27 protein-coding genes are annotated in these 26797 nt (G+C 62.5%); 17 read left to right on the top strand and 10 right to left on the bottom strand.

Annotated features, from left to right (window positions below; all coding sequences use genetic code 11):
• Positions 1 to 58 precede the first annotated feature (58 nt).
• On the bottom strand, positions 59 to 658 hold the full coding sequence (locus AC1RQP_RS22165) for a hypothetical protein (protein ID WP_492938522.1): 600 nt from the start codon (positions 656 to 658) through the stop codon (positions 59 to 61).
• Entirely contained in the window at positions 655 to 1581 is a 927-nt protein-coding gene (locus tag AC1RQP_RS22160) for an alpha/beta fold hydrolase (RefSeq protein WP_239622016.1), read from the bottom strand. The genes AC1RQP_RS22165 and AC1RQP_RS22160 overlap by 4 nt, the downstream gene beginning before the upstream one ends.
• A gap of 131 nt (positions 1582 to 1712) precedes the next feature.
• On the opposite strand from AC1RQP_RS22160, the gene AC1RQP_RS22155 reads away from it, so the two are divergent.
• From AC1RQP_RS22155 to AC1RQP_RS22140, 4 genes are read left to right on the top strand one after another with little or no spacing between them, the layout of a single operon-like run.
• On the top strand, positions 1713 to 4220 hold the full coding sequence (locus tag AC1RQP_RS22155) for an alpha/beta hydrolase (protein WP_492938521.1): 2508 nt from the start codon (positions 1713 to 1715) through the stop codon (positions 4218 to 4220).
• Positions 4221 to 4228: 8 nt separating this feature from the next.
• Entirely contained in the window at positions 4229 to 5092 is an 864-nt protein-coding gene (locus AC1RQP_RS22150) for an alpha/beta fold hydrolase (protein WP_239622018.1), read from the top strand.
• A 23-nt stretch (positions 5093 to 5115) separates the two neighbouring features.
• Positions 5116 to 5292, top strand: coding sequence for a hypothetical protein (locus AC1RQP_RS22145; protein ID WP_492938520.1), 177 nt, complete (start codon positions 5116 to 5118; stop codon positions 5290 to 5292).
• A 60-nt stretch (positions 5293 to 5352) separates the two neighbouring features.
• Positions 5353 to 5790, top strand: coding sequence for a potassium channel family protein (locus AC1RQP_RS22140; protein ID WP_239622020.1), 438 nt, complete (start codon positions 5353 to 5355; stop codon positions 5788 to 5790).
• A 1-nt stretch (position 5791) separates the two neighbouring features.
• Here AC1RQP_RS22140 and AC1RQP_RS22135 read toward each other — a convergent pair whose 3' ends face one another.
• Positions 5792 to 6148, bottom strand: coding sequence for an HdeA/HdeB family chaperone (locus AC1RQP_RS22135; protein WP_492938519.1), 357 nt, complete (start codon positions 6146 to 6148; stop codon positions 5792 to 5794).
• A 454-nt stretch (positions 6149 to 6602) separates the two neighbouring features.
• Positions 6603 to 7286 carry a helix-turn-helix domain-containing protein gene (locus AC1RQP_RS22130; RefSeq protein ID WP_194389054.1) on the bottom strand — a complete coding sequence of 228 codons (684 nt, stop codon included), beginning with the start codon at positions 7284 to 7286 and terminating at the stop codon, positions 6603 to 6605.
• A gap of 242 nt (positions 7287 to 7528) precedes the next feature.
• On the opposite strand from AC1RQP_RS22130, the gene AC1RQP_RS22125 reads away from it, so the two are divergent.
• The 4 genes from AC1RQP_RS22125 to AC1RQP_RS22110 all read left to right on the top strand — a co-directional run bounded on the left by AC1RQP_RS22125 (position 7529) and on the right by AC1RQP_RS22110 (position 10132).
• Positions 7529 to 8161 carry a response regulator transcription factor gene (locus AC1RQP_RS22125; RefSeq protein ID WP_239622022.1) on the top strand — a complete coding sequence of 211 codons (633 nt, stop codon included), beginning with the start codon at positions 7529 to 7531 and terminating at the stop codon, positions 8159 to 8161.
• Positions 8162 to 8272: 111 nt separating this feature from the next.
• Entirely contained in the window at positions 8273 to 8713 is a 441-nt protein-coding gene (locus AC1RQP_RS22120; RefSeq protein WP_492938518.1) for a response regulator transcription factor, read from the top strand.
• 129 nt (positions 8714 to 8842) lie between these two features.
• Positions 8843 to 9190: a hypothetical protein gene (locus AC1RQP_RS22115; RefSeq protein WP_239622023.1), complete on the top strand. Its 348-nt coding sequence runs from the start codon at positions 8843 to 8845 to the stop codon at positions 9188 to 9190.
• A gap of 276 nt (positions 9191 to 9466) precedes the next feature.
• Positions 9467 to 10132 (top strand): helix-turn-helix domain-containing protein, encoded by a 666-nt coding sequence (locus tag AC1RQP_RS22110; protein ID WP_239622024.1) that lies wholly within the window; start codon positions 9467 to 9469, stop codon positions 10130 to 10132.
• 34 nt (positions 10133 to 10166) lie between these two features.
• Here AC1RQP_RS22110 and AC1RQP_RS22105 read toward each other — a convergent pair whose 3' ends face one another.
• The 3 genes from AC1RQP_RS22105 to AC1RQP_RS22095 are packed head-to-tail and all read right to left on the bottom strand — an operon-like array spanning position 10167 to position 13375.
• Positions 10167 to 10751, bottom strand: coding sequence for an invasion associated locus B family protein (locus AC1RQP_RS22105; RefSeq protein WP_492938517.1), 585 nt, complete (start codon positions 10749 to 10751; stop codon positions 10167 to 10169).
• A gap of 28 nt (positions 10752 to 10779) precedes the next feature.
• Positions 10780 to 11676 (bottom strand): alpha/beta hydrolase family protein, encoded by an 897-nt coding sequence (locus AC1RQP_RS22100; RefSeq protein ID WP_492938516.1) that lies wholly within the window; start codon positions 11674 to 11676, stop codon positions 10780 to 10782.
• Between the two features lie 10 nt (positions 11677 to 11686).
• On the bottom strand, positions 11687 to 13375 hold the full coding sequence (locus AC1RQP_RS22095) for an aspartate-alanine antiporter-like transporter (RefSeq protein ID WP_492938515.1): 1689 nt from the start codon (positions 13373 to 13375) through the stop codon (positions 11687 to 11689).
• A 136-nt stretch (positions 13376 to 13511) separates the two neighbouring features.
• On the opposite strand from AC1RQP_RS22095, the gene AC1RQP_RS22090 reads away from it, so the two are divergent.
• The 5 genes from AC1RQP_RS22090 (at position 13512) to AC1RQP_RS22070 (ending at position 20894) form a co-directional block, all read left to right on the top strand.
• On the top strand, positions 13512 to 14192 hold the full coding sequence (locus tag AC1RQP_RS22090) for a YoaK family protein (RefSeq protein WP_492938514.1): 681 nt from the start codon (positions 13512 to 13514) through the stop codon (positions 14190 to 14192).
• Entirely contained in the window at positions 14189 to 15808 is a 1620-nt protein-coding gene (locus tag AC1RQP_RS22085) for a SulP family inorganic anion transporter (RefSeq protein WP_492938513.1), read from the top strand. The genes AC1RQP_RS22090 and AC1RQP_RS22085 overlap by 4 nt, the downstream gene beginning before the upstream one ends.
• Before the next feature lie 151 nt (positions 15809 to 15959).
• The gene (locus AC1RQP_RS22080; RefSeq protein ID WP_492938512.1) at positions 15960 to 18713 is read left to right on the top strand and encodes a decarboxylase; all 2754 of its coding nucleotides are present in this window, start codon (positions 15960 to 15962) and stop codon (positions 18711 to 18713) included.
• 12 nt (positions 18714 to 18725) lie between these two features.
• Entirely contained in the window at positions 18726 to 20426 is a 1701-nt protein-coding gene (locus AC1RQP_RS22075) for an aspartate:alanine exchanger family transporter (RefSeq protein WP_239622031.1), read from the top strand.
• A gap of 33 nt (positions 20427 to 20459) precedes the next feature.
• Positions 20460 to 20894, top strand: coding sequence for a hypothetical protein (locus AC1RQP_RS22070; RefSeq protein WP_492938511.1), 435 nt, complete (start codon positions 20460 to 20462; stop codon positions 20892 to 20894).
• 150 nt (positions 20895 to 21044) lie between these two features.
• Here AC1RQP_RS22070 and AC1RQP_RS22065 read toward each other — a convergent pair whose 3' ends face one another.
• Positions 21045 to 21419: a hypothetical protein gene (locus AC1RQP_RS22065; RefSeq protein ID WP_492938510.1), complete on the bottom strand. Its 375-nt coding sequence runs from the start codon at positions 21417 to 21419 to the stop codon at positions 21045 to 21047.
• A gap of 772 nt (positions 21420 to 22191) precedes the next feature.
• On the opposite strand from AC1RQP_RS22065, the gene AC1RQP_RS22060 reads away from it, so the two are divergent.
• Positions 22192 to 22455 (top strand): hypothetical protein, encoded by a 264-nt coding sequence (locus AC1RQP_RS22060; protein ID WP_492938509.1) that lies wholly within the window; start codon positions 22192 to 22194, stop codon positions 22453 to 22455.
• A gap of 328 nt (positions 22456 to 22783) precedes the next feature.
• Positions 22784 to 23527, top strand: coding sequence for an outer membrane protein (locus AC1RQP_RS22055; RefSeq protein ID WP_239622035.1), 744 nt, complete (start codon positions 22784 to 22786; stop codon positions 23525 to 23527).
• Between the two features lie 125 nt (positions 23528 to 23652).
• Here the strand turns inward: AC1RQP_RS22055 and ppk2 are convergent, their stop codons facing one another.
• Positions 23653 to 24453: a polyphosphate kinase 2 gene (ppk2, locus tag AC1RQP_RS22050; protein WP_492938508.1), complete on the bottom strand. Its 801-nt coding sequence runs from the start codon at positions 24451 to 24453 to the stop codon at positions 23653 to 23655.
• Between the two features lie 44 nt (positions 24454 to 24497).
• On the bottom strand, positions 24498 to 24953 hold the full coding sequence (locus AC1RQP_RS22045; RefSeq protein WP_131866622.1) for a hypothetical protein: 456 nt from the start codon (positions 24951 to 24953) through the stop codon (positions 24498 to 24500).
• A gap of 150 nt (positions 24954 to 25103) precedes the next feature.
• On the opposite strand from AC1RQP_RS22045, the gene AC1RQP_RS22040 reads away from it, so the two are divergent.
• The gene (locus AC1RQP_RS22040) at positions 25104 to 25559 is read left to right on the top strand and encodes a hypothetical protein (RefSeq protein ID WP_492938507.1); all 456 of its coding nucleotides are present in this window, start codon (positions 25104 to 25106) and stop codon (positions 25557 to 25559) included.
• Positions 25552 to 26787: an HlyD family secretion protein gene (locus AC1RQP_RS22035; RefSeq protein WP_239622038.1), complete on the top strand. Its 1236-nt coding sequence runs from the start codon at positions 25552 to 25554 to the stop codon at positions 26785 to 26787. Before AC1RQP_RS22040 ends, AC1RQP_RS22035 begins: the two co-directional genes overlap by 8 nt.
• Positions 26788 to 26797 lie beyond the last annotated feature (10 nt).

Here is a 26797-nt window from a genome sequence, read left to right as displayed (position 1 = left end):
CGAGGGTGGAATGCTCGCTTTGCGTTCATCCCGGTCCCTTGATCTGCGTCAAGGCTTCTCATGATTCGTGGACCGCGATGCCGACGCCTTGGAGCGCGCTGGTCCATAGCTTGCGAATCTCGACGTGGCGATGTTCGAGCGCAGCGCTGACAGCGTCGCGATGGGGCAGTAGTTCCGGTCCTTTCAGAAACAGGATTTGCGCCTGCAGCAGCCTGCCGCTCTCCAGTTCGATGCGCCGCAAGGCCATGACGAAGGGATCGTCGGCATTGGCTTCCCTCGGGAGCAAAGCTGCCGGCCTTATGCCGGCATGCACGGCATGCGCGAGTGTTGCCAGGCCGACTGCCCGCGCCAGCGGCTGATCCGGAATGCCTTCGGCTGGTTGCGGAAACCATGCCGTCTCCCAGGACATCGATAGGTACCCCAGCGCAAGGTCTGGGACCCAGGACGTCGCCCGAAGCAGCAGGGAGACGATCTCCGCCTCATGGTAGACCTGCGCGTTCAATTCGGTCTGCCAGGCGGACACGAGCTTTGCGGGCAGCGCGAACGCGAACTGCCGCGCCAACGCGCCATGGGCGGAGGTCAAGAACGCGGCGACGCGAGTCTGCTGCTGCGGCGGCACACGGCCTTGCGGGTCGAGCGGTCCAAGGAATTCGCTCATGTGGCCGGTCCCTGCACGGGAATGGCACGCAGATGATCGTAGCCGGCGGGAAACGCAATGAGCTCACCGCCGGCCTCTTCCGGCGCGATCCAGACAGCCTTGTTGCCCTGCCAGTGGCCGGCCAGCACGCCCTCGGCGAAGCGGGCGAGCAGGTCTGCGGTCAGCGCCGGCTTCTCCAGTGTGAAGGCGTGATAGGCGCGCTGGATGATCACGAGCGCGCTGTTCGGAATCTCGGCGCGCAGGGTCTCATGGACTGCGCGGGGCGTCAGGAAGTCGAACTCGCCGTTCAGGATCATGGTCGGCAGGGTGATCGACGACAGTTGCGGCGTCAGCGGACGGAAGTCGAGGAAGGACTCCATCAAGTTTTGCAACGCGAAGACGTCGTTGACCAGCCAGCCCTGCCGTTTCACGCTGTCGAGCTTGTCCAGTACAGGCCCTAGCCATTGATCGGAGACGTTCATTGGCAGCAACAAATCCTGCAGGTAGCTGGTGCCGCCCAGGATCAGCCCGGTGCGGAGTGCGTTGCCAAGCAGGAACAGTTGCGGCGGAAGCTCCGCGAAGCAGCTCATCGGCGCCAGCCCGGCCAGCCGCTCGCCGTGCTCGATCGCGTAGCGTAGCGCGATCAGGCCGCCGAAGCTGATACCGGCGAGAAAAATGGGTCCGTCGCCGAGTTCGTCGACCAGGAGATGAAGCGCCGCCACCTGATCATCCTGGCTGATGAAGAGAGCGGGCTTGTCGGACTCCCCCTGGCCGAGCAGGTCGAACGTCGCGACGCGGAATTGCCGCGCAACCAGGGCTTCACGATACGCGGCCCAGAGCGCGGCATATTGTGTAAGCCCGTTGACCAGCACATAGGCGGGAGCGTTCGCTGGCCCGTCAAGCTCATAGCGGATGCGATACGAGCCGTGACTGAGAAAGGGCATTGCGAGGTCCGGACCAGATGGATGGCAACCACAATGCTCGTCCACGAAGACAGCGATCCATTGAGTTAGATCAAGGGTCGGCCACGATCGCGTACCTAGCCTTTTGACAAAATTGCCAGGAGGAAGCCGCCATGGCCGGAAAGAATTTCATTCGGCATTGCTGTGTGAGTCTGCTGTTGCTGTTGGTGGGGACCGCGTTGGCGGTCGCGCAGCCCTACAGCCGCCGCTCGTCGCAGATGCAGCATGATGAGCTGAAGAAGACGGTCGAGATCCCGAACTTTCGCCTCGGCGGCAAGTACGATCTGTCCGATCCGTCGAAATGGGAGAATGGTGGCGAAGGCGGCGTGACGCTGGAGTCGCTCGGGGCGGGCAAGCTGCACTCGGCCTACATCGCCGTCGGCACGCCGCGGCGCAATGCTGCCGGGGAGATCACCAATGCCGTGATCATCAACTCGTACTATTCCGGCGATTCGACGGACATGTACGAGCAGTGGGTCAAGGGTGCTGCCTTGTCGGGTGGCGTGCCGATCATTGGGCCGGGCCGGCCGATCGACACCAATCGCTACTATGTCGTCATGGTCGATCCGCTTGGCACCTGGGGCGCGAGCAAACCGTCCGATGGTCTCGGCATCAAGTTTCCGCAATACAGCTACTACGACATGGTCCAGGCGAACTACCGCATGCTGCGGGACGGCTTGAAGATCGCCCGCGCTGCCTTGGTCACCGGCGTCTCGATGGGAGGCACGCAGACCTATGTCTGGGGCGTCATGCATCCGGAGTTCATGGGCGGCTTGATGCCGATCGGTGGCACCACCCAGTCGGATTCCGAGGACCCCGTCGGCAACTGGACCTTCCAGCTCATGACCGCCGCGATCGAGGCCGATCCGGTGTGGCAGCAGACCAAAGGCGATTACTACAAGCTGCCGAAAGAGAAGCACCCGATTCCCGGCATCGCCTTCGGCTGGTCGGTGCTCGGCCTGACCGGCTACGACTTCGCTTTCCGCACGACGCAGAGCTTTGCGGCCGTGCAGCCGGAAGTATTCTACTGGGACCCGCCGAACGAGAAGGCCGCCAGCAGCGTGATCACGCGCGCCAAGCTCTACGACGCGGTCGATCTCGTCTGGCGCAACAGGGTGGGTGAGATTCACAACGTCAATCCCTATCTGGGCCGCATTCAGGCGCGCACGATGGTGATGCACATCACCAACGATGGCTGGCTGAACTTCAAGCTTGCCGAGCGCGCCGTCGATCGCGTGCCGGGGGCCCAGCTGATCTCCGAGGAGAGCCCGGTCGCCCATTACGGCGTGTTCTCGATCGTCAACCACCGCAAGCACGATCCGAAGTTCGTCGCCTTCATGGACGACGTGGCGAGCCTCGACCGCGCGCAGAAATACGTCGACAAGAATTATCGCGCGCCCGGCGTGGCCGCGAACATCGATCCGGGCAAGTCGTTCTGGAAGGACTTTGTGACCTACCCTTATCCTGTCAAATACGCGACCACGAAAGACAAGCGGGGCACGTCCTGGCAGATCGGCTACATGGACGAGTACGCGGGCACCGATAAGGATCCAAAGGTGCTCGTCATCATTCATGGCAAAGGCGCGTTCGGCGGGCACTACGGTAACGTCATGCAATATGCCCTGCGTAGCGGCCTGCGCGTGATCGTGCCGGACCTGCCGCACTACGGCATGTCCGGTCCCGGTAATCTCGATAAGAGCCCGGCGCGGACGATGCAGGACATGCGCGAGGCCGTGTACGATCTCGTGGTCAATCAGCTCGGCGTCAAGAAGGCCTATTACCTCGGTCATTCGCTCGGCGGCCAGGTCGTCATGGGCTATGCGCTCACGTGGCCGGACGCCGTCCTGGGCCTTGCGCTCGAAGCACCCTCGGGCCTTGAAGAGTATCCGCGCGACATCACGATCGCCAAGGACAAGAAGGCGCGCCTGTTCGATCAGGTGTTCGATCATGATTTCGACAAGTGGAAGGAAACCTGGGGTCCGACCGGCATCCTTGCCGCGGAGGTCGGACGCCCGGAGCAGAGTGTCCGCGACTTCTTCTATTTCAAGAAGCGTGATCCGGAGACCAACGCCGTGTCGGCGGCGAAGAGCGGCTATTTCTACAGCGACAGCGAATATGCCCGCTTCCACACGGAGCAGCGCGTCGGGCTCATCAAGGGCAACCCGAAGGAGCTCGAGCAATGGGCCAACGTCTTCATTTACGACATCTATTCGATAGGGTCCGAGCTGCAGCAGGATGACCCGAAGAACCTCTACCAGCGGGTGGCCCAGATCAAGGCGCCGATCTTCATCTCCTTCGGCGACAAGGAGCCGTTCATCCCGACGCCGGCGTTCAACGGCTTGACGGACCTCGGACGCGACGTCATCACGCCGTTCATGTCGCGCATGACCAGTGCGGGCAACCGGCCGATCCTCAAGATCTATCCGGAGACCGGTCACTTCATCCACACCGACAATCCGGTGGAATTCCCGGTCGACGTGGTGGACTTCGTGATCAAGGGAACGGTCGATACGTCATCGCCGCTCGGTACGGATCGGATGATCAAAGGTTCGGCCGTCTCGGCCTTGCCGGTGGCGCCGACTCCACCGGGCGCCGCACCGACGGCCGGCCTGAACAAATAGGCCGGACCATGTCAACGGTTGAGGCGGGTGAGGTCCGGTTGGGCTGGCGAGAGTGGGGCCAAGGCGATGTCACCGTCGTCTTCATCCACGGCAATCTCGCCAGCAAGGACTGGATCGAGCTCGCTGCGCCGATGTTTCCGAGCGGACTGCGCGTGATCGGAATCGACTGGCGCGGCTGCGGCGACAGCGATCGGCCGAAACCCGCGGCCGACTATGCCAACTACTCGATGCAGCAGCATGCGCACGACATGCTGGCGGCACTGGATGCGCTGGGCGTCGGATTTTGCCATCTCGCGACCCACTCGACCGGCGGCATCATCGCCGCAAGGATGCTGCTGATGCAGCCGCAGCGGTTCGGGCGGGTGTTTGCGCTCGACCCGGTCACGCCGCTCGGAATGTCCTTCAATGCCGATCAGATCGGCCTTTTCCGGGCGATGATGGCGAGCAAGCAGCTGACGCGGACGGTGATGGCCACCGCGGCATCCTCGCTGTTCGTGCCTGAAAGCCTTGCGCCGAACGCGATCCCGCGATTCCGCGAGGGCCTCGGCGAGATCCCGGCGCTATTCGATCGCATCATTGAGCAGACTTTTGGCGTCTCCGAGGGCATCTGGATCGGCACGCCGGTCAACCTCAACCGGGAAAAGGAAAGCCGGGAGCTGGAGCGCCGCATGCCGGAAATCCAGCATCCGCATCTCGTGCTCTGGGGCGAGCAGGACGGGTGGATACCGCCGGCGGATCTCGAAAGCATGGCGGCGGCGATGCCGGACTGCCGGCTCGTGACCGTACCCCGGATGGGTCATTCCATGAATCTGGAGCTGCCGGCGCTTTATGCCGGCTATTTCGGCGCCTGGTTCGGAGGATTGGCGCAATAGCAATTGTTCAATGGAGGATGCGCATGGCTGAAACCAAAAAGCTTTCCGTCGAGAAGGCGCTCGACAAGCTGCGCGGCGAAGAGCAGACGAAGTCGAGGACTGAGCGGCAGGACGAGAAGACCGAAGCGCTTCACGAAGAGATCAAACGCATGAGAGCTCAACGGCTGCGCCTCGACCGGAAGCCGGGTAAGCAAGGTTGAAGTGCGCTCACGCCATCGGGCGGGCAAGCCTGGCGACCGGGCACGCGGGGAGGAGGGACAATGGTGCTTCAATTCCTGCTTGGCACCATTGTCAGCCTGATGAACATCATGATCCACGCGCTGGTCACGGTCGGCGCGATCGGGATCGCCCGTTCGGCCGGGCTGCGACATACGGTATGGCCGAGACTGCACCTGATGGCCGTGATGGTCGTCACCGCCGCCGTTCTGATGGTGGCGCATACTTTGGAGAGCGTCGTCTGGTCGGCGGCTTACCTGATGGCCGGCGTGGCGCCTGCCGGGAGTGACTTGGTCTATTTTGCCTTCGTCAACTACACCACGCTCGGCTATGGCGACATCACGCCGGTCGAGGCGCGCCGCCTGCTGGGCCCCATGACTGCGATGAACGGCATCCTGTTGTTCGGCTGGTCGACCGCCGTATTGTTCGAGGTTCTGCGCAAGACCGTCAAGCACCTGGCGGCGCTCGAGATCCGCGACTGATCTATCGCTTCAGCTTGATCCCTTCGCGGGCCCGGTAGTCGTTGAAGACAACGTCGATCGCCTGGATGACTTTCTTGCCGGGATTTGCCTTGCAATGGACGATGATCTCGTGCTCGAGCGCCTTGGTGCGGTCGACGCGCATCAGATGCTTCTTGCCGAGACCGTTGTACCAGCCGCTGTACCAGACCATCAGGTAGTCCGCGTCCTCCTGGAAGGTGTTGGCCAATTGAGCACAGGTCAGCGCCTGGACGTCGATATAGCCGTCCGCATTCGCGTAGGTCTTCAGTTCGACCTGTGCAACCGCGGGTACAGCGGCGAGCATGGTGCCGCCGATGGCAATCCAGATCATGCGTGACATCTCTTAGCTCCTGATGCGAGCGAACGAGGACGACTGGTCGGTTTCAGCGACGGCCAACTCGATTGACGGGCCCCCCTCGGTTCGCCGGGGTTCCAGGTCGCACTGCTTCGCGGGCGATCGGGCGCGGCCGTAGAACGACCCCGGCTCTCGCGACGCAACTCGGCGGATAATCCACGTACTGGCAGTAAACGACGGCTCCGGCCGGCCGAGTCGTCGCCATCAAGCTCGAAAATGCCACCGTTGTCCCGATGGCCAAGGAGGCCAACGTGAACGAGGCCGAAAATGAGTTGCGCGAACGCATGAATCCCTCCCTGAAATGTCGTACTTCGCGTTCGAAGTATTCCGACCTTGCTACCTGGACGGTGAAGCCGTCATCTTTCGTTGATTGAAATCAACCGCCAAGTACGGTTGGCTGCATGATCACGGCGTAGGTTGCGACCAACGACTCGCGGCTTCAGCTCTGGAGGTCGAGGCTGGCAAGCTTCGCCCGGTCTTGCAGCACGATCTGCCGTTGGGTATTGCCGACGAAGCCGAGAACGCCCAATTCGTGCAGCCGCGACAAAGCGCGGGACACCGTCTCCAGCGTCAGGCCGAGGTAATCCGCAATGTCGCGCCGCGACATCGGCAGCGCGATAACGCCCGCGGCGGTCAGGCGCTTATCCATCTCGAGCAAGAAGGCTGCAACCCGCTCAAGCGACGTCTTGCGGCCCAGGAGCAGCATGTGGTCCTCGGCATGATGGAGATTGGCGGTGGTCATGCGAAACAGGTTCTTGGCGACCATGACGTCGCTCTTCGCCACCAATTCAAGACTTTGGCGCCTGATCAGGTGAACGGTGGTGTCGATGATGGCTTCCGCCGTGAAGCGATGAGCTCCGCCATTCTCGAGGCCGAAAATGTCGCCCGGGAGGTGAAACGCGCCGATCTGGCGCCGGCCGTCGGTCAGCAGCTTGTAACTTCGCACTGCACCAACCTTGACCTGATAGACGTACTCGGCCGGCTCTTTCTCCCCGTAGACTTCAGTGCCCTTCTTGTAGGTGAATTCGCTTAGACTGACGATCGTATTCGAATCGCTGGTCATTCCGAAGTCACGGAGAGAATTGGGGCGCGGGGACCGGTCGGTTGCGATACGCACAAACATGGACCGCCTCCTCTGGTCGCTTGACTGGTTCGTCGCTGAGATTATTTCGCTGCCGGGAGCGCCTCGCTGTTTCCCGGACGATTGGTGTACGATGAAGGCCGTGTTATAAGCCATTGTCTCTCAGGTCATTGTACCAAGGGGCAGGGCGGAATACGTTGCACGACATGAATTGCCTCAGACGCATTTTTCTTTGGTTGCTTTTGTTGCGCATTTGAAGGTTGCGGACCCCCCCAGGAGGTCAAATGCCCGGCTTGGTTCACGTGGTAGACGACGACGCCTCCTTCCGCACGGCCGTCGAGCGCCGGCTGAAGCTCGCTGGTTATGAGGTCGCCACCTATTCATCGGCCCAGGACCTGCTCGAGCGGCTGCCGGACGGCGATGGCCCCGGATGCATCTTGCTCGATGTGCAGATACCCGGGCTCTCCGGTCCCCAGCTGCAGAGCCACCTCACCGGGCTCGGGTCCACGCTCCCGATCGTGTTCGTGACAGGCTACGCCGATACGGCGACGACCGTGCGCGCCATTAAAGCCGGAGCCGAAGATTTTCTCACCAAGCCCGTCTCGTCGGAACAGCTGCTCGATGCGCTCGCGCGTGCCTTGATCCGCCAGCAGGCCGACCACATCCAGCGCACGAAGCTCAGTTTGCTCCAGATGCGGCTGAAGTCACTGACGCCGCGCGAACGCCAGGTGTTCGAATTGATCGTGCGCGGCAAGATCAACAAGCAAATTGCCCACGAACTCGGCACCGCCGAACGCACCGTAAAGGCCCATCGCCATCAGGTGATGGAGAAAATGCAGGTGCAGTCTCTGGCGGAACTTGTGTCGATGGCGGAGCGGCTGGGCGTACTGGATCCCGAAGCCAACCGGCCCGGCTGACGACGCCTGTGGTTCCGGCGGGTCTTCACCAAGCAACCTGCACACAAGGACTATTTCAAAGCTCGGCAAGGGTATGCTGTAGTCCGGATGCGCGGGCTGCAGTCGGGCTTGTTGTCCGACTGGATCCAAATCGTCCGGCAAACTGACGCCAGCCAATACCTGGAAGGACCGCCGAACTTGTCCTCGTGCAAGCCTGTTCTTGTCGTCGACGACGACGCGTCGATGCGCATGAGCATCAAGCGCCTTCTGCGCGCGCACGGCTTCACTGTGCTGCTGTTCGACTCGGCACATGCGCTGCTCGGCCATGGCGGCTGCGGCGAGGCAGCATGCATCATCATCGACATCAATCTGGACGATGCCTCCGGGATCGAGTTGCGCCGCAGGCTTGCTGAGCATGGCGTTGCGGCACCGGTCATCTATATCACCGGCAACGACAACCATTCGAGCCGCACGGCCGCAATCGAGTCCGGATGTATTGCCTATCTGACCAAGCCTTTCGCGGCAAAGGCGCTAATCGACCCCATCCATCGCGCCTGGTCGGCGGCAGACTAGCGGCCAGCGATTGCCTCTTCATCCCGAATTGGGGGTGTCGGTTGACGCGGATCAACCCCATCATCCGTGGCGCTGGATATTGAAGTCTGCTTCTCAGTGGGAGCAATCGCCTATGCAGGGAGATGAGGTATGAAACGCTTATTGATGGTCACTGGCATGGCTGCTGCGCTGACGTCCGGCGCGGCGCTCGCCCAATCGGTTGACCTTACCGGCACTTACACATGCGTCCAGATGTGCCGTGGTGATTTGCCGGCCCACGTTACGCAGAACGGACCCGAGCTCAATCTCACCACCGAGGCGGGCGTGCCGTCGCGCGCATGGCCGGACTGGTACTCGCCAGCGAGCCGCATCTGGATCGATGCTTACGACATAAGCGCTGTTTATACGCCTGACGGCATGACGATCCAGTTCGACAACGGGACCATCTGGCAGCGCTATGTGCCGCCGCCTGCGCCGTCACGTCGCAGGGCGAAATGAGCCAAATCCGTCGACAAGACCCTGTGGCGGCTTGATGCCGACCAACATGGCTCGACCACCAACCTATATAAGAAGGGCGTAGGGCCCAATTGCGCAAACTTCCCCCCATGGTGGCGCAGAGCAGCACATGGCCTTTCGAACTCCTGGTGCCCGTCCTCGCTCGCCGCGGGCAATCACGTAGCCACCGCTTGGAGTTGAGCTAGATCAAATGCGCTCGTATGCTATTGCCTAAAGTTCCCGAATTCACTGCCAATTCAATTTGTAGGGAGTTCTGCAATGTTGATCAGGACCAGGACAGTGAGCCGTCCTGCCAATGACGGGCAATTGGCGGCCCTCGCCGGCGAACAGGTCTTTTGCAGCGAGTTCACTTATCGGAGGGGAACGGAAGTCTTTGGAGAGGGCGAGGAGGCCGGGTACGTCTACCAGATCGTGTCTGGTGCGATCCGGACCTACAAACTGCTCTGCGATGGCCGCCGGCAGATCAACTCGTTCCATCTTCCGGGCGACCTGTTCGGGCTGGAGAACGGCGCGGTTCATCGTTTCACCGCAGAAGCAGTCATTCAGACCAAGGTTCGCATCACGAGCCGGCGACACTTGCTCGACAGGATCGAGCACCAGGAGGAGGGCCAGGCAAGCCTGCTCACCCTCGTCACGCGCAATCTTCAGCACGCGGAGAACCACATGCTTCTCCTGGGCCGGAAGACGTCCGTCGAGAAGGTGGCCGCATTCCTTCTGGAAATGGATCGGCGACAGGATCATCCAGACGTGATGAGCTTGCCGATGAGCCGCCGCGACATCGCTGACTATCTTGGATTGACGCTCGAGACGGTATCGCGCGCTCTCTCGATCCTGCGTGATGACAACATGCTGCGGTTTGACGGGCAGACGCAGCGCCAGCTCGTGCTTCTGGATCGCAAAGCGCTGGCGCAGCTCGATGCCTGACGGTACAGGGACGATGTTCGGTGGGTTCGCCGTTTCATTCGTCGATGTCCTGCTCGAGCATCTGCGCCGGAGCCCCCTTGTGGACAGAGCCGAACTGCGCCAGCGGCAGCGAAGTCGTCAGCGACAGCAGATTGGAATCGACCACTTCCAACAGGAGAGCCTTTCCCGCTTCCATGTCTCTGATGATCCTTGGGTCTGCGACATCCGCCGCGATGCAGGCGTTGCTGAGGCACCAGGTGTAGGGGAAATGATAGGAATTGCCCTGATCGACCGTGAGCTTGACAGGGTGCTGCAAGTACATGCCGACGGGCACGAACACTTGCAGGCGCCCGTTGCGGTCGCCGTCGCGCTCGATCAAGTCCACACGGACGGCTATCTGACCGGTTGGAAAGGTGCCGGTAATCGAGGTCCGGCACAGCGTCGGAGCTCCAGCTGCCTTGAAGCACAGCTTGCGCCAGCTTCCGTACGTGATGTCCTTTGCCTCGCGCTGGCCCCGGGGTGCGACTTCGGCAGGCTTGGCCGCGCGCGGCTTTTCGCGCGCGACCGCCTCCACAACCGGCGCCGTCGTGACGATGGATGCAATCAGCCAGGCCGACAGGCAGTAGCGTGCGGTGATCATGGCCGTGTCTCCAAACATGGCAATTCGGCTATTTTCGAGCCTCGAGAAACTTCGCGACGAGCGGCGACCAGATCGGGATTGCGTCCGGCGATCCTATGAAGAAGTGGCCCTCGTTGCCGAATGGCGGCATCAGGTGATATTCGGCGCTGCCGCCTGAGGCGGTGAATGCGTCGTGCATGCGCTTCGACAATGCGGGGCCGAAAAACGTATCGTTCTCGATATAGATCCAGAGCATCGGTATGCGCGAGGTGCGACCGAATTCACGGGTTGCTTCGACCAGCTTGTCGGGCGCGCAGTTGTTGTTCGGCTTGCCGTCGACACGGCCGCCGCGGCCGGCCGCAAAGGTGATGATCGCCCTGACCTGAGGCGGGTTGAGACTGGACAAGGCGATAGACCCCCAGCCGCCCGCCGATTGCCCGACGACGATGACGTCCTTGGGCATGATGCGCTTGTCGGTGACCATGTGGTCGATGATCCACAGGTCGGCCTGTGCGAGCGCCATGCCGGCGGAGCGGAAGCTGGGGTTGCTGCACTTGCCGATCTTGGCGAAGAACGGGCCGTACAGCGCGCGCTCCGGGATGTCGATGGCGGAGGCGCCATAACCGGTTCCGACCGGTGCGACGACGAAATGGCCGCGCATGGCGAACCATTTGGCAGCATCCCGGAATTCCACCAGCGGAAAGAAGCTGCGCTCCGTCGGATTGAGCGACACGCCATGGTTCATGATGACGAGCGGAAACGGACCGTCACCGATTGGGCGCACCACGTAGGCGAAGGTCGGCAGCGGCAGCGGCAGCGCCCAGACCTCTTCCTGGATGCGGCGTGAAGCGGCTTGATCGTCCGCGCGGGCCGGCGCCGCGATGCAGGCCAGAAGCAGCAACGTTTTCAGGAGCAGTCGAACGCTTTGATGACGGCGAGACTTCATGCTTGTGTCCTCACCCGGTGAACGTGCAGGCCACGATGATCGGTCCGAGCACGGTCAGGACGACGTTGCCGACCGCATAGGGAACGGCCACGCCGAGCACCGGCGTCTGACTTTCGGCAACCTCGCAGCATCCCGTCACGGCCGCATCGACCGTCATGGCGCCGGCGAGCGCTCCGCAGGTGATGACCGGATTCATGCGAAGCACGTGATAGGCAAACAGGGTCGCGACGATCAGTGGAACCAGTGTGACGACGAGGCCCATGCCGACCAGCATCACGCCGTGCTCCTGGATCGCGAGCCAGGCAGCGTGTCCATTCGCAAGGCCGATTGCCGCGATGAACCCGCCGAGGCCGAAGTCGCTCAGGGTCTGCTGCGCGGCCGGCGGCATGGCGCCGATGGTCGGCCGGCGCGAGCGCAACCAGCCGCAGACGAGGCCCGCGATCAGCGCGCCGCCGCCGCCGCCGAGCGTCAGCGCGATGCCGCCGACGTTGAAGCTGATCAGCCCCGCGAGCAGACCAGCGGCGATCCCGGCCGCGAGGAATGCGATATCGGTGCGGTCGCCGGAGCGCACGATCTGTCCGACCTGGGCGGCGGCGCGCTCGATGTTGCGGGTGGTGCCGACCATCGTCATGACGTCGCCGACATAGAGCCGCGTGTCGGGGCTCAAGGGAACCTCGCGGCCCATCCGGGTCAACGCGCGCAGAAAGACGCCGCGTGCGTCGTTGCCAAGGCGATCGGCGACCTCCTGGAGGGAACGGCCGTGGAGCTTGCGATTATCGACCAGGACGTCGACCACGTTGCCTGGTATCGCCTTGAGAATCTCATCGGCATCGATCTCGGTCCCGATGATGGGTCGAGCGGCGACGATGGCGGCCGTTCGCCCGGCAATGACGATGTCGTCTCCGGTTTCGAGCACAGTATCCAGATGCGGCTCGATATCGGCGCCCTGGCGCACGATGCGTTCGATGACGGTGCGGCTGCCGATCTCCTGCTCGATCGCCTTGACGGTGCGGCCTGCGGCGGCGGCAACGCGATAGGCGCGGGCCTGGAATTTGCGATAGTGCAGGTTCTCTGTCTTGGGTGGTTCGCCGCCGGAGAGTTCAGCCTCGAGCTTCTTCGCCTCGACCTTCAGGTCGATCCCCATCACCTTCGGTGCAAGCAGCGGGACGTATATCAGCGTGAGAATATAGCCCAGCACATAGGTGACGGCATAGCCGGCAGCGATATTCGCCTCCTGATGCTCCAGCACGTCCTTGGGAAGTCCGAGCTGGGCCAGCGCACCCGAGGCCGTGCCGATCACCGAGGACTGCGTCAATGCGCCGGCGGCAAGTCCCGACGCCGTGCCGGGATCGAGACCGAAGCTGAAGGCGAAGACGAGCACGACGATCAGGCCGGTGCCCCCGAGCACCAGCGCGAGCGCGACCTGTGCCAGCGTTCGGACGCTCAGAGAGGCGAAGAACTCAGGCCCGGACCGATAGCCGATGGTGAACACGAACAGGCTGAACAGCACGATCCTGAGCACGGAGGGGAACGTGAAGGTGCCGAGCTGACCGATCAGCACCGCCACGATCAGCGTGCACGCCGTCGTGCCGAGGGAGAATCCGCGAATTTTGAGGCGGCCGAGAATGGTCCCGAGCGCCATCGACAATAGCAGAAAGATCTCCGGCGCAGTTGAAATGATTCCCCTGACTGCGTTCATCGTCGTGGATCCCGGCGCCTCGTGGCGGGCCAAGCTGGGCTCGCAAGCGGCCGGGATGGTTGATCCAAGTCAACCCTTTCGCGGGCGGGACCACTCTTGATGGTCCAATGCACCCGCGACGAACCACGCCACGAACATGAGCCTGACGAATACCGCCAGTCCTTCGCTGCGCCGCGACGAGACGGTGTCGATCGCGCTGCTGCTGGCTTTCGTTGGCGGCTATCTCGACGCCTACACCTGGATCATCCATGGCGTGATGGCGAATGCCCAAACAGCAAACCTCGTTCTGCTATGGGTCCATGGTTCGGCCGGGAATTGGGACGATGCGCTTCATTTCGTGCCGCCAATTCTCGCATTTGCAGTCGGCATTCTGCTGGTGACCTGGCTTCGCGGCGTCATCGGACAGCGCATCAGCGCCATCGGCTCACTCCTCGAGATCCTGCTGCTGGTGACGATCGGCATCCTGCACAACCGCCTGCCGGATCTCGCCGGCACGCTCGGAATCTCGTTCGTTGCGGCGATGCAGACGGCCGCTTTTACCAAGGTCGAGGGCGTGGCCTACAGCTCGGTGATGATCACCGGCAACATGCGCCAGGCCATTGAAGGCGTTCTCATGGCTCTTTCGGGTGGCGGTCCGCCCGGGCCGCTGCGACGCTCCGGCATATTTGCCGCGCTTTGCGTCGCCTTCGGCGTGGGCGCGGCCGTCGGGGCCTTTGCGACCAAAGGCATTCCCGATCTCGCGCTTGGCATTCCCGTGACCGCTCTGCTGATCATCCTGTTGCGCTGCGAAATCGAACGGAGCGAGGTGCCCGCATGAACTCGCCGCCCGACCGACCCGTGGGATGGTCGCGATTCTTCCCAGTCTCCGGCTGGCTTGTTGCCTATCGTGGCGAATGGCTGGCATCGGACGCAGTGGCCGGCATAACACTGGCCGCGTACGCGATTCCCGTATCGCTGGCCTATGCGACGCTCGCCGGCCTGGCGCCGCAGGTTGGCATCTATGGCTACATGCTCGGCGGTATCGGCTATGCGCTGCTCGGGTCGTCGCGGCAGCTCGCAATCGGTCCGACTTCGGCGATTTCGCTGATGATTGCCTCCACGGTCGGGGTGCTCGCCGGCGGGGACGCGGTGCGATACGCGCAGATCGCCAGTCTTGCGGCTTTTGCGGTCGCGGTCCTGTGCTTCGTCTGCTGGCTGTTTAAGCTCAGCGTCCTCGTCCGCCTGGTCAGCGACAGCATACTGGTTGGCTTCAAGGCCGGCGCCGGGCTCACCATCATCATGAGCCAATTGCCGAGCCTGTTCGGCGTCGCGGGCGGTGGGCATAATTTCTTCGATCGTGCGTTGCGACTCGTCGCGCAGATCGGCGACACCAACCTTCTCATCGTGACGATCGTCGCGCTGTCGATCCTCGCTGCCACACTGCTCTCCCTTCCGGCCGCCGGCGTACCGGTGACTGGAAAGATCCCCGAGGGATTGCCGACACTGGCTCTGCCGACGTTTGGTCTCCTGCAGTTTGACGATCTCTTTCCGCTCGCCGCAGGCTGCGTGCTGCTGGCCTATATTGAGGGCGTCTCCGCTGCTCGCAGCTTCGCTGCCAAACATGGCTACGCACTGGACGTGCGGCAGGAATTCCTGGGGTTAGGGGCCGCGAATCTCGCTGCGGCTTGTGGTCACGGCTATCCCGTCGCCGGCGGGCTGTCGCAATCCGCTGTCAACGACAACGCGGGGGCGCGCACGCCACTGGCCCTGCTGATCTGCTCGATCGCGCTGGCGCTGTGCCTGCTGTTCTTCACGGGACTTCTGACGAATCTGCCGAAGGCCGTCTTGGCCGCCATCGTCTTTGCCGCAGTGTATCGGTTGGTGGACGTCCAGGCCCTGCTGCGGATGTGGAAGGTCAGCAGGCTCGACTTCTATGCTGCGGCGATTGCGCTCGTGGCCGTGCTGCTGCTCGGCATCCTGCAGGGTGTCCTGCTTGCGTCGATTGCATCGATCTTCCTCCTGCTGGCCCGCGCATCGCAGCCGAACATTGCATTCCTCGGCAGGCTTCCGGGAACCGGACGCTATTCCGACAACGCCAGGCACGACGGCGTCGAGCCGCTCGTTGGCGTCATTGCGTTCCGTCCTGAGGCGTCGCTCCTCTACATCAATGCCGAAACCATCCTGGCGGTGGTCCTCGAAGCCCTTCACAAGTCGTCCGACATCAGGCTGGTGGCCTGCGACCTCTCCGCATCGCCCTACATCGATCTGGCTGGCGCGCGCATGCTGCGGGATCTCCATGACGAGCTCGCCTCCCGTCGCATCGCCTTCTGCATTGTTGGCGCTCATGCGCAATTGCGCGACCTGCTGCAGGCGGAGGGGCTCGCGGAGAAGACCGACAGCTCGCAGTGGCTGCGATCGCTCGACAGCGTCCTCGGTGACTCTCAAGTCAAATAGCCTCTGCTGCAGCGCGAAGCGTCCGAGCGAGAAGTCACCAGCGCGTCTCCGATATCTCGCGACCGTTGATTTGGATCAAAGGAGCGGGCCCCCCGCCGTCCACGGTCCATCATCACCTTCCACGCGAACCGATAATAATCGGGAGATACATATGTCGAAGGACGCCAAGCCCACGCAGAAGCGCATTGATCAGTTCTTTTCGGGGCCCGGTGCACGGGCTGACGATTGGCGTGATCTGGTGGATGCTGCCAAAGCGTGGGCCCGCGGCGGCGACCGCGCGAAATACGATGCGGCGCTGGCCGATCTCTCGGTCACGGAGGAGTTTCACGGCTATCCCGGCCTGCAATTGATGGGGGCGCTACGCGAAGCAGCGGCGGCCGGCGATGGGGCAACCTCGCTTGCCCTTGCGACACGGATCACCCAGGCGTTGGCGACGCGATCCTTCCGCCAGCATTCCGGCGACTGGAGCGCGAAGGACGAGGGCGACGGCGATGTGCCCGAGCTGGTCCCACCGACCTTCGGTGCGCATACGACGCGCAGGCCCTATTTCGAGACGCTGATCGTCACCGGGCTGTCTCCCGGCCACTGGCCGGCGCTCGCTGCCGAATGGCGCAAGCTGCGGCGCCCGGTCGATGCCTTCGTCTATGAGCCGGTCATCGTCGGCAGCCTCGAAGACGCCTTCTGCGCGACGATGCTCAACCCCAACATCGGGGCCGTCATCATCAACGAGGGGTTTGGCCTGCGCTCGCGGCACAATGCGCCGGTGCTCCGTTCGATCACGGCGTCGGCTGGCCTCAACGACGAATCCGATGCCTCCGCGCTGCGGCTTGCACAGATCATCAAGCGCGTCAGGCCCGAGCTCGATCTGTACATGATCTCGAATCGCGACGTCGAGGAGCTGGCCGGAAATCCCGAAGCCAGCGTCATCCGCCGCATCTTCTATTCGGTCGAGGAACTGCTCGAGCTGCATCTGTCGATCCTCGAAGGCATCCAGGATCGCTACGACACGCCGTTCTTCGACAATCTCAAGAAATACGCACAACGCCCGATCGGGACGTTCCATGCGCTGCCGATCGCCCGCGGCAAATCCATCTTCAAGTCGGACTGGATCCGCGACATGGGCGAGTTCTACGGCCCGAACCTGTTCCTGGCCGAGAGCAGCGCCACCACCGGCGGCCTCGACAGCATGCTGGAGCCGACCGGCAACATCAAGAAGGCGCAGGAGAAGGCCGCCCGCGCGCTCGGCGCCGACCGCGTCTTCTTCGTGACCAACGGGACCTCGACCTCGAACAAGATGGCGGTGCAGGCGTTGCTCGCGCCGGGCGACATCGCGATCGTCGACCGCAACTGCCACAAATCGCACCACTACGGAATGGTGCTCGCAGGCGCACAGCCGCTCTATGTCGAAGCCTTCCCGATGACGGAATATTCGATGTACGGCGCCGTGCCGTTGAAGACGATCAAGCAGGCGCTGCTCAGCGCCAGGGCCGACGGCCGGCTCGAGCGGGTCAAGATGCTGGACCTCACGAACTGCACCTTCGACGGCCACATCTACAACACCCGGCGTGTCATGGAGGAATGCCTGGCCATCAAGCCCGACCTGATCTTCCTGTGGGACGAAGCCTGGTTCGGCTTCGCGCGCTTCTCGCCCTTCCTGCGCCGGCGCACAGCCATGGGGGCTGCCAACGAGATCGAGGCCTGGATGCATGATCCGAAGTCGGTCGCGGCCTATGAGAAACAACAGGCCGAGCTCGGCAAGAGCCCGTCGGACGAGGTGCTGCTCAAGACGCGGCTGATTCCCGATCCGCGCCAGATCCGGTTGCGCGTCTATCAGACCAACTCGACCCACAAATCGATGTCGGCGATCCGGCAGGGCTCCATGCTCTCGGTCAAGGACGTCGAATTCCACACGGTCGAGCAGCAGTTCAAGGAGGCCGTCTTTACCCATGCCTCCACCAGTCCGAACCAGCAGCTCATCGCTAGCCTCGACATCTCGCGGCGGCAGATGGAGCTGGAGGGCTACGGCCTCGTCGCCAACGCGATGGAAATCGCGCTCGCCATTCGCCATGCCGTCAACAACAACCCGCTGCTGTCGAAATATTTCCGCATCCTCGGCGCCGACGCCATGGTGCCGGCGCAATACCGCCAGAGCGGCTTCACCGACTATCTCGCACCGGGCGTCAACTGGGTAAATTCTCTGAAGAGCTTCGACGAGGACGAGTTCTGCCTCGATCCGACCCGGATGACGCTGGTATGCGGCACGGCGGGCTACGACGGCACCCAGTTCAAGGGCATCCTCGCCAACGAGTACAACATCCAGGTCAACAAGACCTCACGCAACTCGGTGCTGGTCCAGTCCAACATCAACAACACCCGCAGCGACGTCGCGCATCTGATCCGAGTCCTCGCCGAGATCGCGGGCGAGGTCGATCGCGGGCTCGCGCAAGGCGGCGCCAACGCGAAGAAGACTTTCGAAGCGCGGGTCAAGAGCTTGATGACCGACGTGCCTGACTTGCCGAACTTCTCGCATTTCCACCCGAGCTTCCGCGGCGATGCCGGCACCAGGACGAACGAGGGCGACATCCGCACCGGCTTCTATGCCGCCTATGATGTGGCGGGGTGCGAGCATATCCGCCTCGACGATCCCGAGATCGACCGGCGGCTGAAGGCCGGGCCCGAGCTCGTCTCCGCCAATTTCGTGATCCCGTATCCGCCGGGCTTCCCGATCATGGTGCCGGGCCAGGTCATCACGCAGGAAACCATCGACTTCATGCGCAAGCTCGATGTGAAGGAGATCCACGGCTACGACGCCAAGGAGGGGCTGAAGCTCGTCCGCACCGAAGCGTTGGCGAAGCTGGGCCGACCGAAGCCGGCCGCTCCGTCGAAGCTCAAGGCCGCGTCATAAGAGGGGACGATCATGCAGGGCTTTTTCACGTTCTTGCAGCAGAATCCCTATCTGCTGCTGTTCTTTGTCGTCGGGCTCGCCGTCTACATCGGTCGGGTCAGCATCAAGGGCTATGGCCTCGGCATGGTCGCCGGTGCCATCGTGGTAGGCGCGGGGCTCGCGGTCTGGTCTTCGAGCTACGGCGTCAAGCTCGAGCTTAACAACTTCACCAAGAGCTTGTTCTACTACCTCTTCATGTACGGTGTCGGCTTGCGAGTCGGGCCATCCTTTGTCAACAGTTTGAGGGGCGACGGCATCAAATTCGTGTTCCTGGCGGTGGTGTCGAGCGTTCTGGGCCTCGCGCTGGTCGTCATATTCGCGAAGCTTTTCGATCTCCCGACCGGCGCCGCTGGCGGCATGTTGGCGGGTTCGCAGACCATGTCGGCTGCGATCGGCTCGGCTGAACAGGCCATCACCTCGGGTGTCGTCAGGCTTCCTGATGGCATGAAGCCCGAGGACGCGACGGGCATGATCGCGCTATCCTACGGTATCACCTATATCTGGGGCACGGTCGGCATCATCCTGATCTGCAAATACCTGCCGCGCTGGTGGGGCGTCGACGCCAAGGCGGCGGCAAAAAAGTACGAGAAGGACTTCGGCGTCAAGGATCTCGAGGGAGGAGGCCTGACCGGTTATCGCCAGTTCGGCCTGCGTGCTTATCGACTGGAAAATCCGGCGCAGGTCGGCATGAGCATCGCCAAATTCCGCTCGATCCATCCGGAATACCGCATCGTCAACGTGGCTCGCGGCGGCGAGCCACAGGGAGCCGATCCCGAGTTGGTGCTGCAAAAGGGCGATGTCGTCGCACTCGGCGGCTCGACGGAGCATCTCACCGACAAGATGGGCCTGATCGGGCCTGAGGTCGCTGACACTACGGCGCTGGGCATTCCCATGGATCAGGCGGACATTCTTGTCACGAACAAGGAGATGGTCGGGCGCACCTTTGAATCCTTCCGCGACACGGCGATCGCCGGCCAGCTGCAGGTCACCAAGGTCGAGCGCGGTGGTGTGCCGCTTGCCGCCGGTCTCAAGACCGAATTGCAGCGGATGGACATCGTTTCGGTGGTTGGCCTCAAGTCTGCCGTCAACGAACTCGGCGAGATGTGGGGACGCATTGCGCGGACCAACACCTCGACCGATCTGCTGACGCTCGCCGTCGGCATGATCATCGGCTTCCTGATCGGCATGATCGAATTTCCGGCCTTTGGCGCCAAGATCGGCCTCGGCAATGCAGGCGGCCTGTTGCTTTCGGGCGTGATCGTCTCCTCCCTGGTCTCGCGGCTGCGCTTCTTCGGCAACACGCCGAACGCGGCGCGCAACGTGCTGGAGGATCTCGGCCTCGTCGTCTTCGTCGCGATCGTCGGTGTCAACGCCGGTGCCGGGCTGCTGGCGCAGCTCACCGGTGCGGTTGCCCTGAAGATCTTCGTTGCCGGCTTCATCGCCTGCACGATCCCGCCCTTCGTCGTCTGGGCGATCGGCTTCCACGTCTTCAAGATCAACCCGGCCGTGCTGATGGGCGGCGTTGCCGGCGCCCGGTCGCATTCCGGGCCATGTCGTGAAGCGGCGGTTGAAATCCAGAGCACGGTGCCCTGGATCGGATTCCCGGTCGCCTATGCGGTCTCGGGCATCCTGCTCACCGTGTTTGGCTACTTCGCGATGCTGCTCGCCCAATAGTCCGGCGTCAAACTCCAAGAGGAAACGAAAACCATGAGAAAGCCTGTTGTCTATGCGGCCCTGATCGCCTCCCTCACCGGTGTCGTCGGATTCAGCACGCCGTCGCGTGCCGAGACCGGCGAGGTTTCGGTCGTCTTCACCAAGGGCGGCTTCATCGTCGGCGTCGGGGGTGGCGAGGGGGTTCTGCTGCTTCGGGGCAAGAGATATCCCTTCACGGTGTCGGGCATGAGCGTCGGCTTCACGATCGGCGCCTCGACCACCAAGCTGGTCGGCCGCGCTCTCAACCTGAGGGGCCCCGCTTCGATCGAAGGCTCCTATGCCGTAGGCGGAGCGGGCGGGGCGGTTGCCGCGGGAGCCGGCGCGGTTCAGCTGCAGAACGCGAACGGCGTCATCCTGCAGCTGAGCGGCCCGAAAATCGGCGCGGAGGTCTCGGCTGCCGTGGGCGGTGTCACCATTCGCCTGAAATGAGCGGGACGACGGGCCGCGTCGATGCGTGGCCCGTCCTCCTGCGCGGTGGGATGCGTTTCATGGATCCATCTTTCTGACGGTTTACGACAGGAGCGAGCGATAGCATCTCATGAGCCTCGATCGGCTTCATCAGAAGCCATTGCCGAATCCCTAGAAAAATCTCCATTGCCGCGCGACCTGAAACGTGGGCGGCATCGTACGCCTGTGCGCAATCTTGCGGTTACGTTGCGGCTTTGCGTCTCGCACCTTCTGCGCAAGCGGTAGCTGGATCGCGTTCGGCGGAGGCAACAGCGCCATTGCGTCCCGCGCCGTGGCGGGCATGTCGGCGGCCAATGCCGGCGCAGCGACGCCGGCCTTGCTCGAGACTTGTGGAGGAATGACTAGCGGGGCGCTCGTATCAAAAACGATGCGCTCCGGCCATGTCCGATCGGAGTGAATGCGGATGACGGGCGAGGTGTCCTCCGCGCTGTCTGTGACCTGCGATCTCGCAAAGTATGCGCTGGAGACGAGCAGCAGCGCAAACAAGCTTGCGCCGACAAAGAGAAAATACCGTGCCAGGGGCATCTTGGCTCCTTCGTCCCCGCCCTGATCTGAAGAAAATGCCATATGCGTGTCGATTGAGGGGTGATGCCGATCTCCCAATCACGCTGAGTGCCGCGGTATCGGCGGCAGGCCGGTCCCCTCAATCGGGGACAGGCCTGTGAGCGTAGTCTAGTAGCAAGGCGGGTATGGTGCGTATCCGCAACGTACATAGGCTCCGGTCGCGGCGGCTCCGACCGCAGCCGCCCCGACGCCGACCGCCACTCCGCGGCGTACTGGTGCCCGGGTGACGCCAACACCGGGAGCGCCAACGCCAACCCCTGGGCGTCCGACGCCCGCGGCGCCGCGTCCGGCGCGTGCAAATGCGTCAGTTGAAACCATCGCAATGCAGCTTATTCCCATAATCGCCGATGCGGCGAGGCAGGTAATGATTTTACGTGACATGATTGATCTCCTTTCTAAGGCTGATCAATTGTCACGCTATTCCTCTTGTGCAGGCTGGGATTGACGTAGAACAAAAAACTGATCACCCGCCGTCACGCATTGTGCGCGTTGTGCTCTGCACGCTTGAACTTGCCGGCATGCAATGCATGCCCTCGGGCACTCCAGGTCGATGGATATATGAGGGGACGTAGAATCCGATCGGCAGTCTGAAGATCTCGCATCATGGCAGCCGTGCTGACAATTGATGCGGATCAACCTGAGGGCTCGACTTACGGCCAGCTTGGCGCGGCGGCAATGCAGCCTGGGGCAGCCAATGGTCTTCACCTGGTACGTCACTTTTGAAGTTCACAAGCGCGGTGCTCTGCCCAAAAGGCGAAGCCCGCGGGAGACCAGAACGTTTGAAACGGAGACGCAAGCCAAGAACTTTGCGCGAGCCAAATCCGACCAGGGGCTGATCGTCTACGCCGGCACGATCAACCCATCGATCCCGAGACGATTGATTCCCTCTGGTGAAATCTCGCATTGGATTGGAGAGGATCGAGGGATCCTCGATCCGGATAGCGAAGGCACCGGCTAAGCTGGAGCGGCAGCCGCTTGTCCGCGAGGGCAGCCCGCTTCATGCGGAGCTGGGCGAGTGGAGCTGCGAGTTCAGCAGGAGCGCTTCGGTTCAACCTCGGCGGTGCGACGTGCTTGCACTCTGGCCTGGGCTCGAAGGCGACGAGCAGGCCGGCAACATCATCCGAACGGATGTCTAAACGATCGATTTGCCGTTTTTTCCCGCGTGTGGCCATTTTGATACATGGTCGGCGGGACGACGTACGTACTGTCGTGAATTGGAAGCGCGCATTGAAAAAATCAACCGTCGTTCAAATCCGAACGGACCAGCGATGAGCAGGGAGACTTAGATGAAGACGTATTTTTTGGTCACGGCTGGGGTGCTGGCATTGTTGGGTGTGGCGCCCGCGTCTGCGGCAGATATGGCCGTCAAGGCAGCACCGCTCCCCGTCATGGCTCCGGTCTACAACTGGACCGGCTTCTATATCGGCGCCAATGGCGGCTGGGGTCAAAGCCATAATTGCTGGGATTTCGTGACGCCCGGAGGAGTGGTCGCCGACGGCTGTCGGGACCGGTCTGGAGGTGTCATCGGCGGCCAGCTCGGTTATCGCTGGCAAGCCGGTCAATTCGTGTTCGGCCTTGAAGGCCAGGGCGATTGGGCCGACCTCAGCAGTTCACGCACCAGCTTGATCAACCCGGCCTTCTCCACCCGCACCAGGACCGACGGCATCGGCTTGTTGACCGGCCAGATCGGCTACGCCTGGAACGCCGCCCTGCTGTACGTCAAGGGAGGCGCGGCCGTCACCGGCAATACCTTCGACGTATTCAACGCGGCGGGAGTTAGCGTCGCCTCCGCGAGCTCGACTCGATGGGGTGGCGTCGTGGGCGTCGGCTTCGAGTATGGCTTTGCTCCGAATTGGTCGGCAGGCATCGAATACGACCACCTGTTCATGGGTGACGCGAACAACTCGTTCTCGGTCGCAAATCCGATCGTTGCGGGGGCGATAAATCGGATCAGCCAGGACGTGGATATGGTCACCTTGCGCATCAACTACCGGTTCGGCCCCATGTCCCAGCCGGTGGCAAGATACTGACCGATCCGGCTTCGTATCGCTTGGAATGCGGGCCGGCAGAGATGCCGGTCCAGTCGGGATGCGTGATCGCGCCGCTCGGAGGATCGTCTGCCGAGGGGCAGGATGTTCGTTGAGCGTCGCTGCGGTCAATATCGCTCGGCGACGAAGTTCATTCCGCGCAAGCCCGCCTGGTCATTGTAACGCCCCTTACCGGAGCGTCGCGGCAGCTTGACCTTGTCCTTCTTGATCCGCTTGTAGGGGATTGCCTTCAGCAGATGCGCGATGCAGTTCAACCGTGCCCGGCGCTTGTCGTCGGAGCGGATGATGTACCATGGCGCGTGCTTCGTACTGGTCCGCTTGAGCATGAGGTCGCGGGCCCGCGAATAATCGTACCAGCGACGATAGGATTCGAGATCCATCGGGCTCAGCTTCCATTGTCGTACTGGATCATCGATCCTGGCCCTGAAACGGCGTTCCTGCTCGTCCATTCCGACCTCGAGCCAGATCTTGACCAGGATAATTCCGCCGTCGATCACGTATTTTTCCATTTGGGGACAGAGCGTCAGAAACCGGTCGTGCTCCCTGGGCGTGCAGAAGCCCATGACATATTCGACCCCAGCGCGATTGTACCAGCTCCGGTCGAAGATCACGATCTCACCGCCGGCGGGAAACTGTTCCATATAGCGCTGGAAGAAGAGCTGCGTCTTCTCCCGATCGGACGGCGCCGGAAGCGCGACGACGCGAAACACCCGCGGACTGACCTTCTCCGTGATGGCCTTGATCGTGCCGCCCTTGCCGGCGGCGTCTCGGCCCTCGAAGAGGACGATGACCCGCAGCTTGGTCGCCTTCACGAAGTCCTGCAGCTGGCACAGCTCGACCTGAAGCTTTTCGAGCTGCTTCTCATAGTCCTTGCGCTTCATTCGTTCCGCAGGTTCGTTCTTTGCCATGCGTCCCTCTTCGTAGCTTCTGTTCGGACGGCCTCCGGAAAGCGCTACTCGTCTCCCCAGGAGATGGTCACGCCGATGTCTCCCGGCATGCCGCCCGGGAAATCGATGATCTGGTAGGCGATGCGATAGCCGCGCGGCTTCAGATAATCCGTCCAGAGCTGGAAGATCTCCTTCGGAATGCCGGTCAGCGTGTTCTCCCAGCCGGGCTCCATCTGGTTGATGGCGCGCCCCTTGTCCGTGCACAGCGTGTTGGGAAAGCGGTAGACCTGAACTTCCGTGAGGCCGTTTCGCACCGCACGCTGAATGACGGTCGAGGCGAGCTTGATCTTCTCCTCCTCCGACTTCCCGGATGGTTTGGTCAGCCGCTCGATCAGGGCCTGCTTCTCGGCCTCGGCGGCGGCGGCGAGGCGGACATACTGCTCCGCCTTCTCGGCCTCCTTCAGCGCGGCTTCCTTCCGGATCTGCGTTGCACTGGGAATGAGATCGTCAATGCCTGGCATGGCGGCGGCTCCTGATTGCTGGTTTGTTCCGGAGATCGAGGCTAGGCGGGGCGAAGTGCATTCCCTTGATGCAAATCAAGCAATTCGGGGCCGGGGTCGTCACTCTCGGCGCAATTCAGGGGGACACGCGGTCCCGGTCAGGAGGGAACGTTGAGCGAGCAGCTGCACCCGTTGGGCCCGCATCATCTGCCCTTCTTCATTGTCGCGCCCGGTGAGACCGATTGGCTGATGGTGGTGACCGGGCTATTCTTGATCGGCGCAGTTTTCAGCGTCGGGCTGTTTTACTTGTATCTGCACAGCCTGCCCGAGCGCATGGCCCACAAGACGCAGAAGCTGCAGTTCGAGATTGTGGCAGTGCTGGCCCTGATCGCGCTGTTCACGCACGAGCATCTCTACTGGATTGCAGCGTTGGTGCTCGCGATGATCGAGCTTCCGGATTTTGGGACGCCCTTGCGCAGCATCGCAGGATCGGTCGAACGGATTGCGGACGGTGCGTCGCCGAGCGACGACGATCGGGTGACCGCCGTTGATACGCCTTCGACGGAAACACGGCCCCAAGAACTGCATCCGGCGGCATCCAGCAGCAAGGTACCCAGCCATGCTTGAGCTTACCATCTGCTCGCTCTTGACGATTCTTCCGGACTATCTCTATCGGCGTTTCGTGCAGGGCAAGCGGTTCGGCAAAGAGATCACGCTCTTCTCCGTTTGGTACGAGCTCAGATGGGGCATCACCGGCTGCCTGATGCTGACGGTGGCGTTGATCACGAGCGTCTTCTTCTTCCATCCGGCGACCCAGAACGCGGCGCTGTTGTTCCGGACCGTCCCGATCCTGCCCGAGGGCTCGGGGCGCGTGGTCGACGTCAATTTCGGCTACAGCGCGGCGGTGAAGAAGGGCGACGTCCTGTTCACGCTGGACAGTTCGAAGCAGAAAGCCGCGCTCGAAACCGCCACGCGCAAGGTCGCGGAAATCGATGCCTCACTGGAGACCGCGAAGTCCGACGTGGCCAAGGCTGAAGCGCAGCTTGGGGAAGCGAAGGCCAACTATCAGCAGGCAAAGGACGAATTGGACGTCAAGATCGAGCTGCAGCGCCGAAATCCCGGCATCGTGCCGCAGCGCGATATCGAGAAGCTGCAGGTCATGGTCGATCAGCGGCAGGCGGGAATTGACGCGGCGACGGCCACGTTGCAGTCGGCGGCCTTGCGGGTCTCGACGCTCTTGCCGGCGGAGAAGGCGAGCGCTCAAGCCGCGCAGGCCGAGGCTCAGGTTGACCTGGACAAGACCTTCGTTCGCGCCGGCGTCGACGGACGCGTTGAACAATTCCTCATTCGCTCCGGCGACGTGGTCAATCAGTTGATGCGGCCGGCCGGTATCCTCATTCCCGAGGGGGCCGGTCAGGCCAAGTTGCAGGCCGGATTCGGCCAGATCGAGTCCGGCATCATGCGGGAGGGGATGGTCGCCGAGGCGACCTGCATCTCGAAGCCATGGGTAATCATCCCTCTGGTGGTGACGTCCGTTCAGGACTACATCGCAGCGGGTCAGTTCCGGTCCGGCGAGCAACTCATCGAGGCGCAGAACCTTGCCAAACCCGGCACCATTCTCGTGTTCCTCGACCCGCTTTTCAAAGGCGGTCTCGATGGGGTGACGGCCGGCAGCAGCTGCATCGTCAATGCCTACACCAGCAATCACGATGAGATCGTCGACCCCAAGACGTCGACCGGCCGCAAGATCGCACTCCATGTCATCGACGGCATCGGGTTCGTGCATGCCTTGCTGCTGCGCATCCAGGCTTTGCTGCTGCCATTCAAGACGCTGGTGTTCGGGGGCGGTCACTGATGCGGAATGG

The organism is Bradyrhizobium sp. GW821-FHT13H06 (assembly GCF_058803975.1).
The sequence above is the reverse complement of the archived record's forward strand: the minus strand, read 5'-3'. Positions and strand labels throughout refer to the sequence as shown.

Coding starts and splice junctions, on each gene's coding strand:
- AC1RQP_RS22035 (WP_239622038.1), top strand. CDS start 25,552: ATGCTTGAGCTTACCATCTGCTCGCTCTTGACGATTCTTCCGGACTAT.
- AC1RQP_RS22095 (WP_492938515.1), bottom strand. CDS start 13,375: ATGAACGCAGTCAGGGGAATCATTTCAACTGCGCCGGAGATCTTTCTG.
- AC1RQP_RS22075 (WP_239622031.1), top strand. CDS start 18,726: ATGCAGGGCTTTTTCACGTTCTTGCAGCAGAATCCCTATCTGCTGCTG.
- ppk2 (WP_492938508.1), bottom strand. CDS start 24,453: ATGGCAAAGAACGAACCTGCGGAACGAATGAAGCGCAAGGACTATGAG.
- AC1RQP_RS22090 (WP_492938514.1), top strand. CDS start 13,512: ATGAGCCTGACGAATACCGCCAGTCCTTCGCTGCGCCGCGACGAGACG.
- AC1RQP_RS22165 (WP_492938522.1), bottom strand. CDS start 658: ATGAGCGAATTCCTTGGACCGCTCGACCCGCAAGGCCGTGTGCCGCCG.
- AC1RQP_RS22115 (WP_239622023.1), top strand. CDS start 8,843: ATGAAACGCTTATTGATGGTCACTGGCATGGCTGCTGCGCTGACGTCC.
- AC1RQP_RS22060 (WP_492938509.1), top strand. CDS start 22,192: ATGGTCTTCACCTGGTACGTCACTTTTGAAGTTCACAAGCGCGGTGCT.
- AC1RQP_RS22135 (WP_492938519.1), bottom strand. CDS start 6,148: ATGTCACGCATGATCTGGATTGCCATCGGCGGCACCATGCTCGCCGCT.
- AC1RQP_RS22055 (WP_239622035.1), top strand. CDS start 22,784: ATGAAGACGTATTTTTTGGTCACGGCTGGGGTGCTGGCATTGTTGGGT.
- AC1RQP_RS22125 (WP_239622022.1), top strand. CDS start 7,529: ATGCCCGGCTTGGTTCACGTGGTAGACGACGACGCCTCCTTCCGCACG.
- AC1RQP_RS22155 (WP_492938521.1), top strand. CDS start 1,713: ATGGCCGGAAAGAATTTCATTCGGCATTGCTGTGTGAGTCTGCTGTTG.
- AC1RQP_RS22100 (WP_492938516.1), bottom strand. CDS start 11,676: ATGAAGTCTCGCCGTCATCAAAGCGTTCGACTGCTCCTGAAAACGTTG.
- AC1RQP_RS22080 (WP_492938512.1), top strand. CDS start 15,960: ATGTCGAAGGACGCCAAGCCCACGCAGAAGCGCATTGATCAGTTCTTT.
- AC1RQP_RS22110 (WP_239622024.1), top strand. CDS start 9,467: ATGTTGATCAGGACCAGGACAGTGAGCCGTCCTGCCAATGACGGGCAA.
- AC1RQP_RS22105 (WP_492938517.1), bottom strand. CDS start 10,751: ATGATCACCGCACGCTACTGCCTGTCGGCCTGGCTGATTGCATCCATC.
- AC1RQP_RS22085 (WP_492938513.1), top strand. CDS start 14,189: ATGAACTCGCCGCCCGACCGACCCGTGGGATGGTCGCGATTCTTCCCA.
- AC1RQP_RS22140 (WP_239622020.1), top strand. CDS start 5,353: ATGGTGCTTCAATTCCTGCTTGGCACCATTGTCAGCCTGATGAACATC.
- AC1RQP_RS22130 (WP_194389054.1), bottom strand. CDS start 7,286: ATGTTTGTGCGTATCGCAACCGACCGGTCCCCGCGCCCCAATTCTCTC.
- AC1RQP_RS22160 (WP_239622016.1), bottom strand. CDS start 1,581: ATGCCCTTTCTCAGTCACGGCTCGTATCGCATCCGCTATGAGCTTGAC.
- AC1RQP_RS22070 (WP_492938511.1), top strand. CDS start 20,460: ATGAGAAAGCCTGTTGTCTATGCGGCCCTGATCGCCTCCCTCACCGGT.
- AC1RQP_RS22150 (WP_239622018.1), top strand. CDS start 4,229: ATGTCAACGGTTGAGGCGGGTGAGGTCCGGTTGGGCTGGCGAGAGTGG.
- AC1RQP_RS22045 (WP_131866622.1), bottom strand. CDS start 24,953: ATGCCAGGCATTGACGATCTCATTCCCAGTGCAACGCAGATCCGGAAG.
- AC1RQP_RS22145 (WP_492938520.1), top strand. CDS start 5,116: ATGGCTGAAACCAAAAAGCTTTCCGTCGAGAAGGCGCTCGACAAGCTG.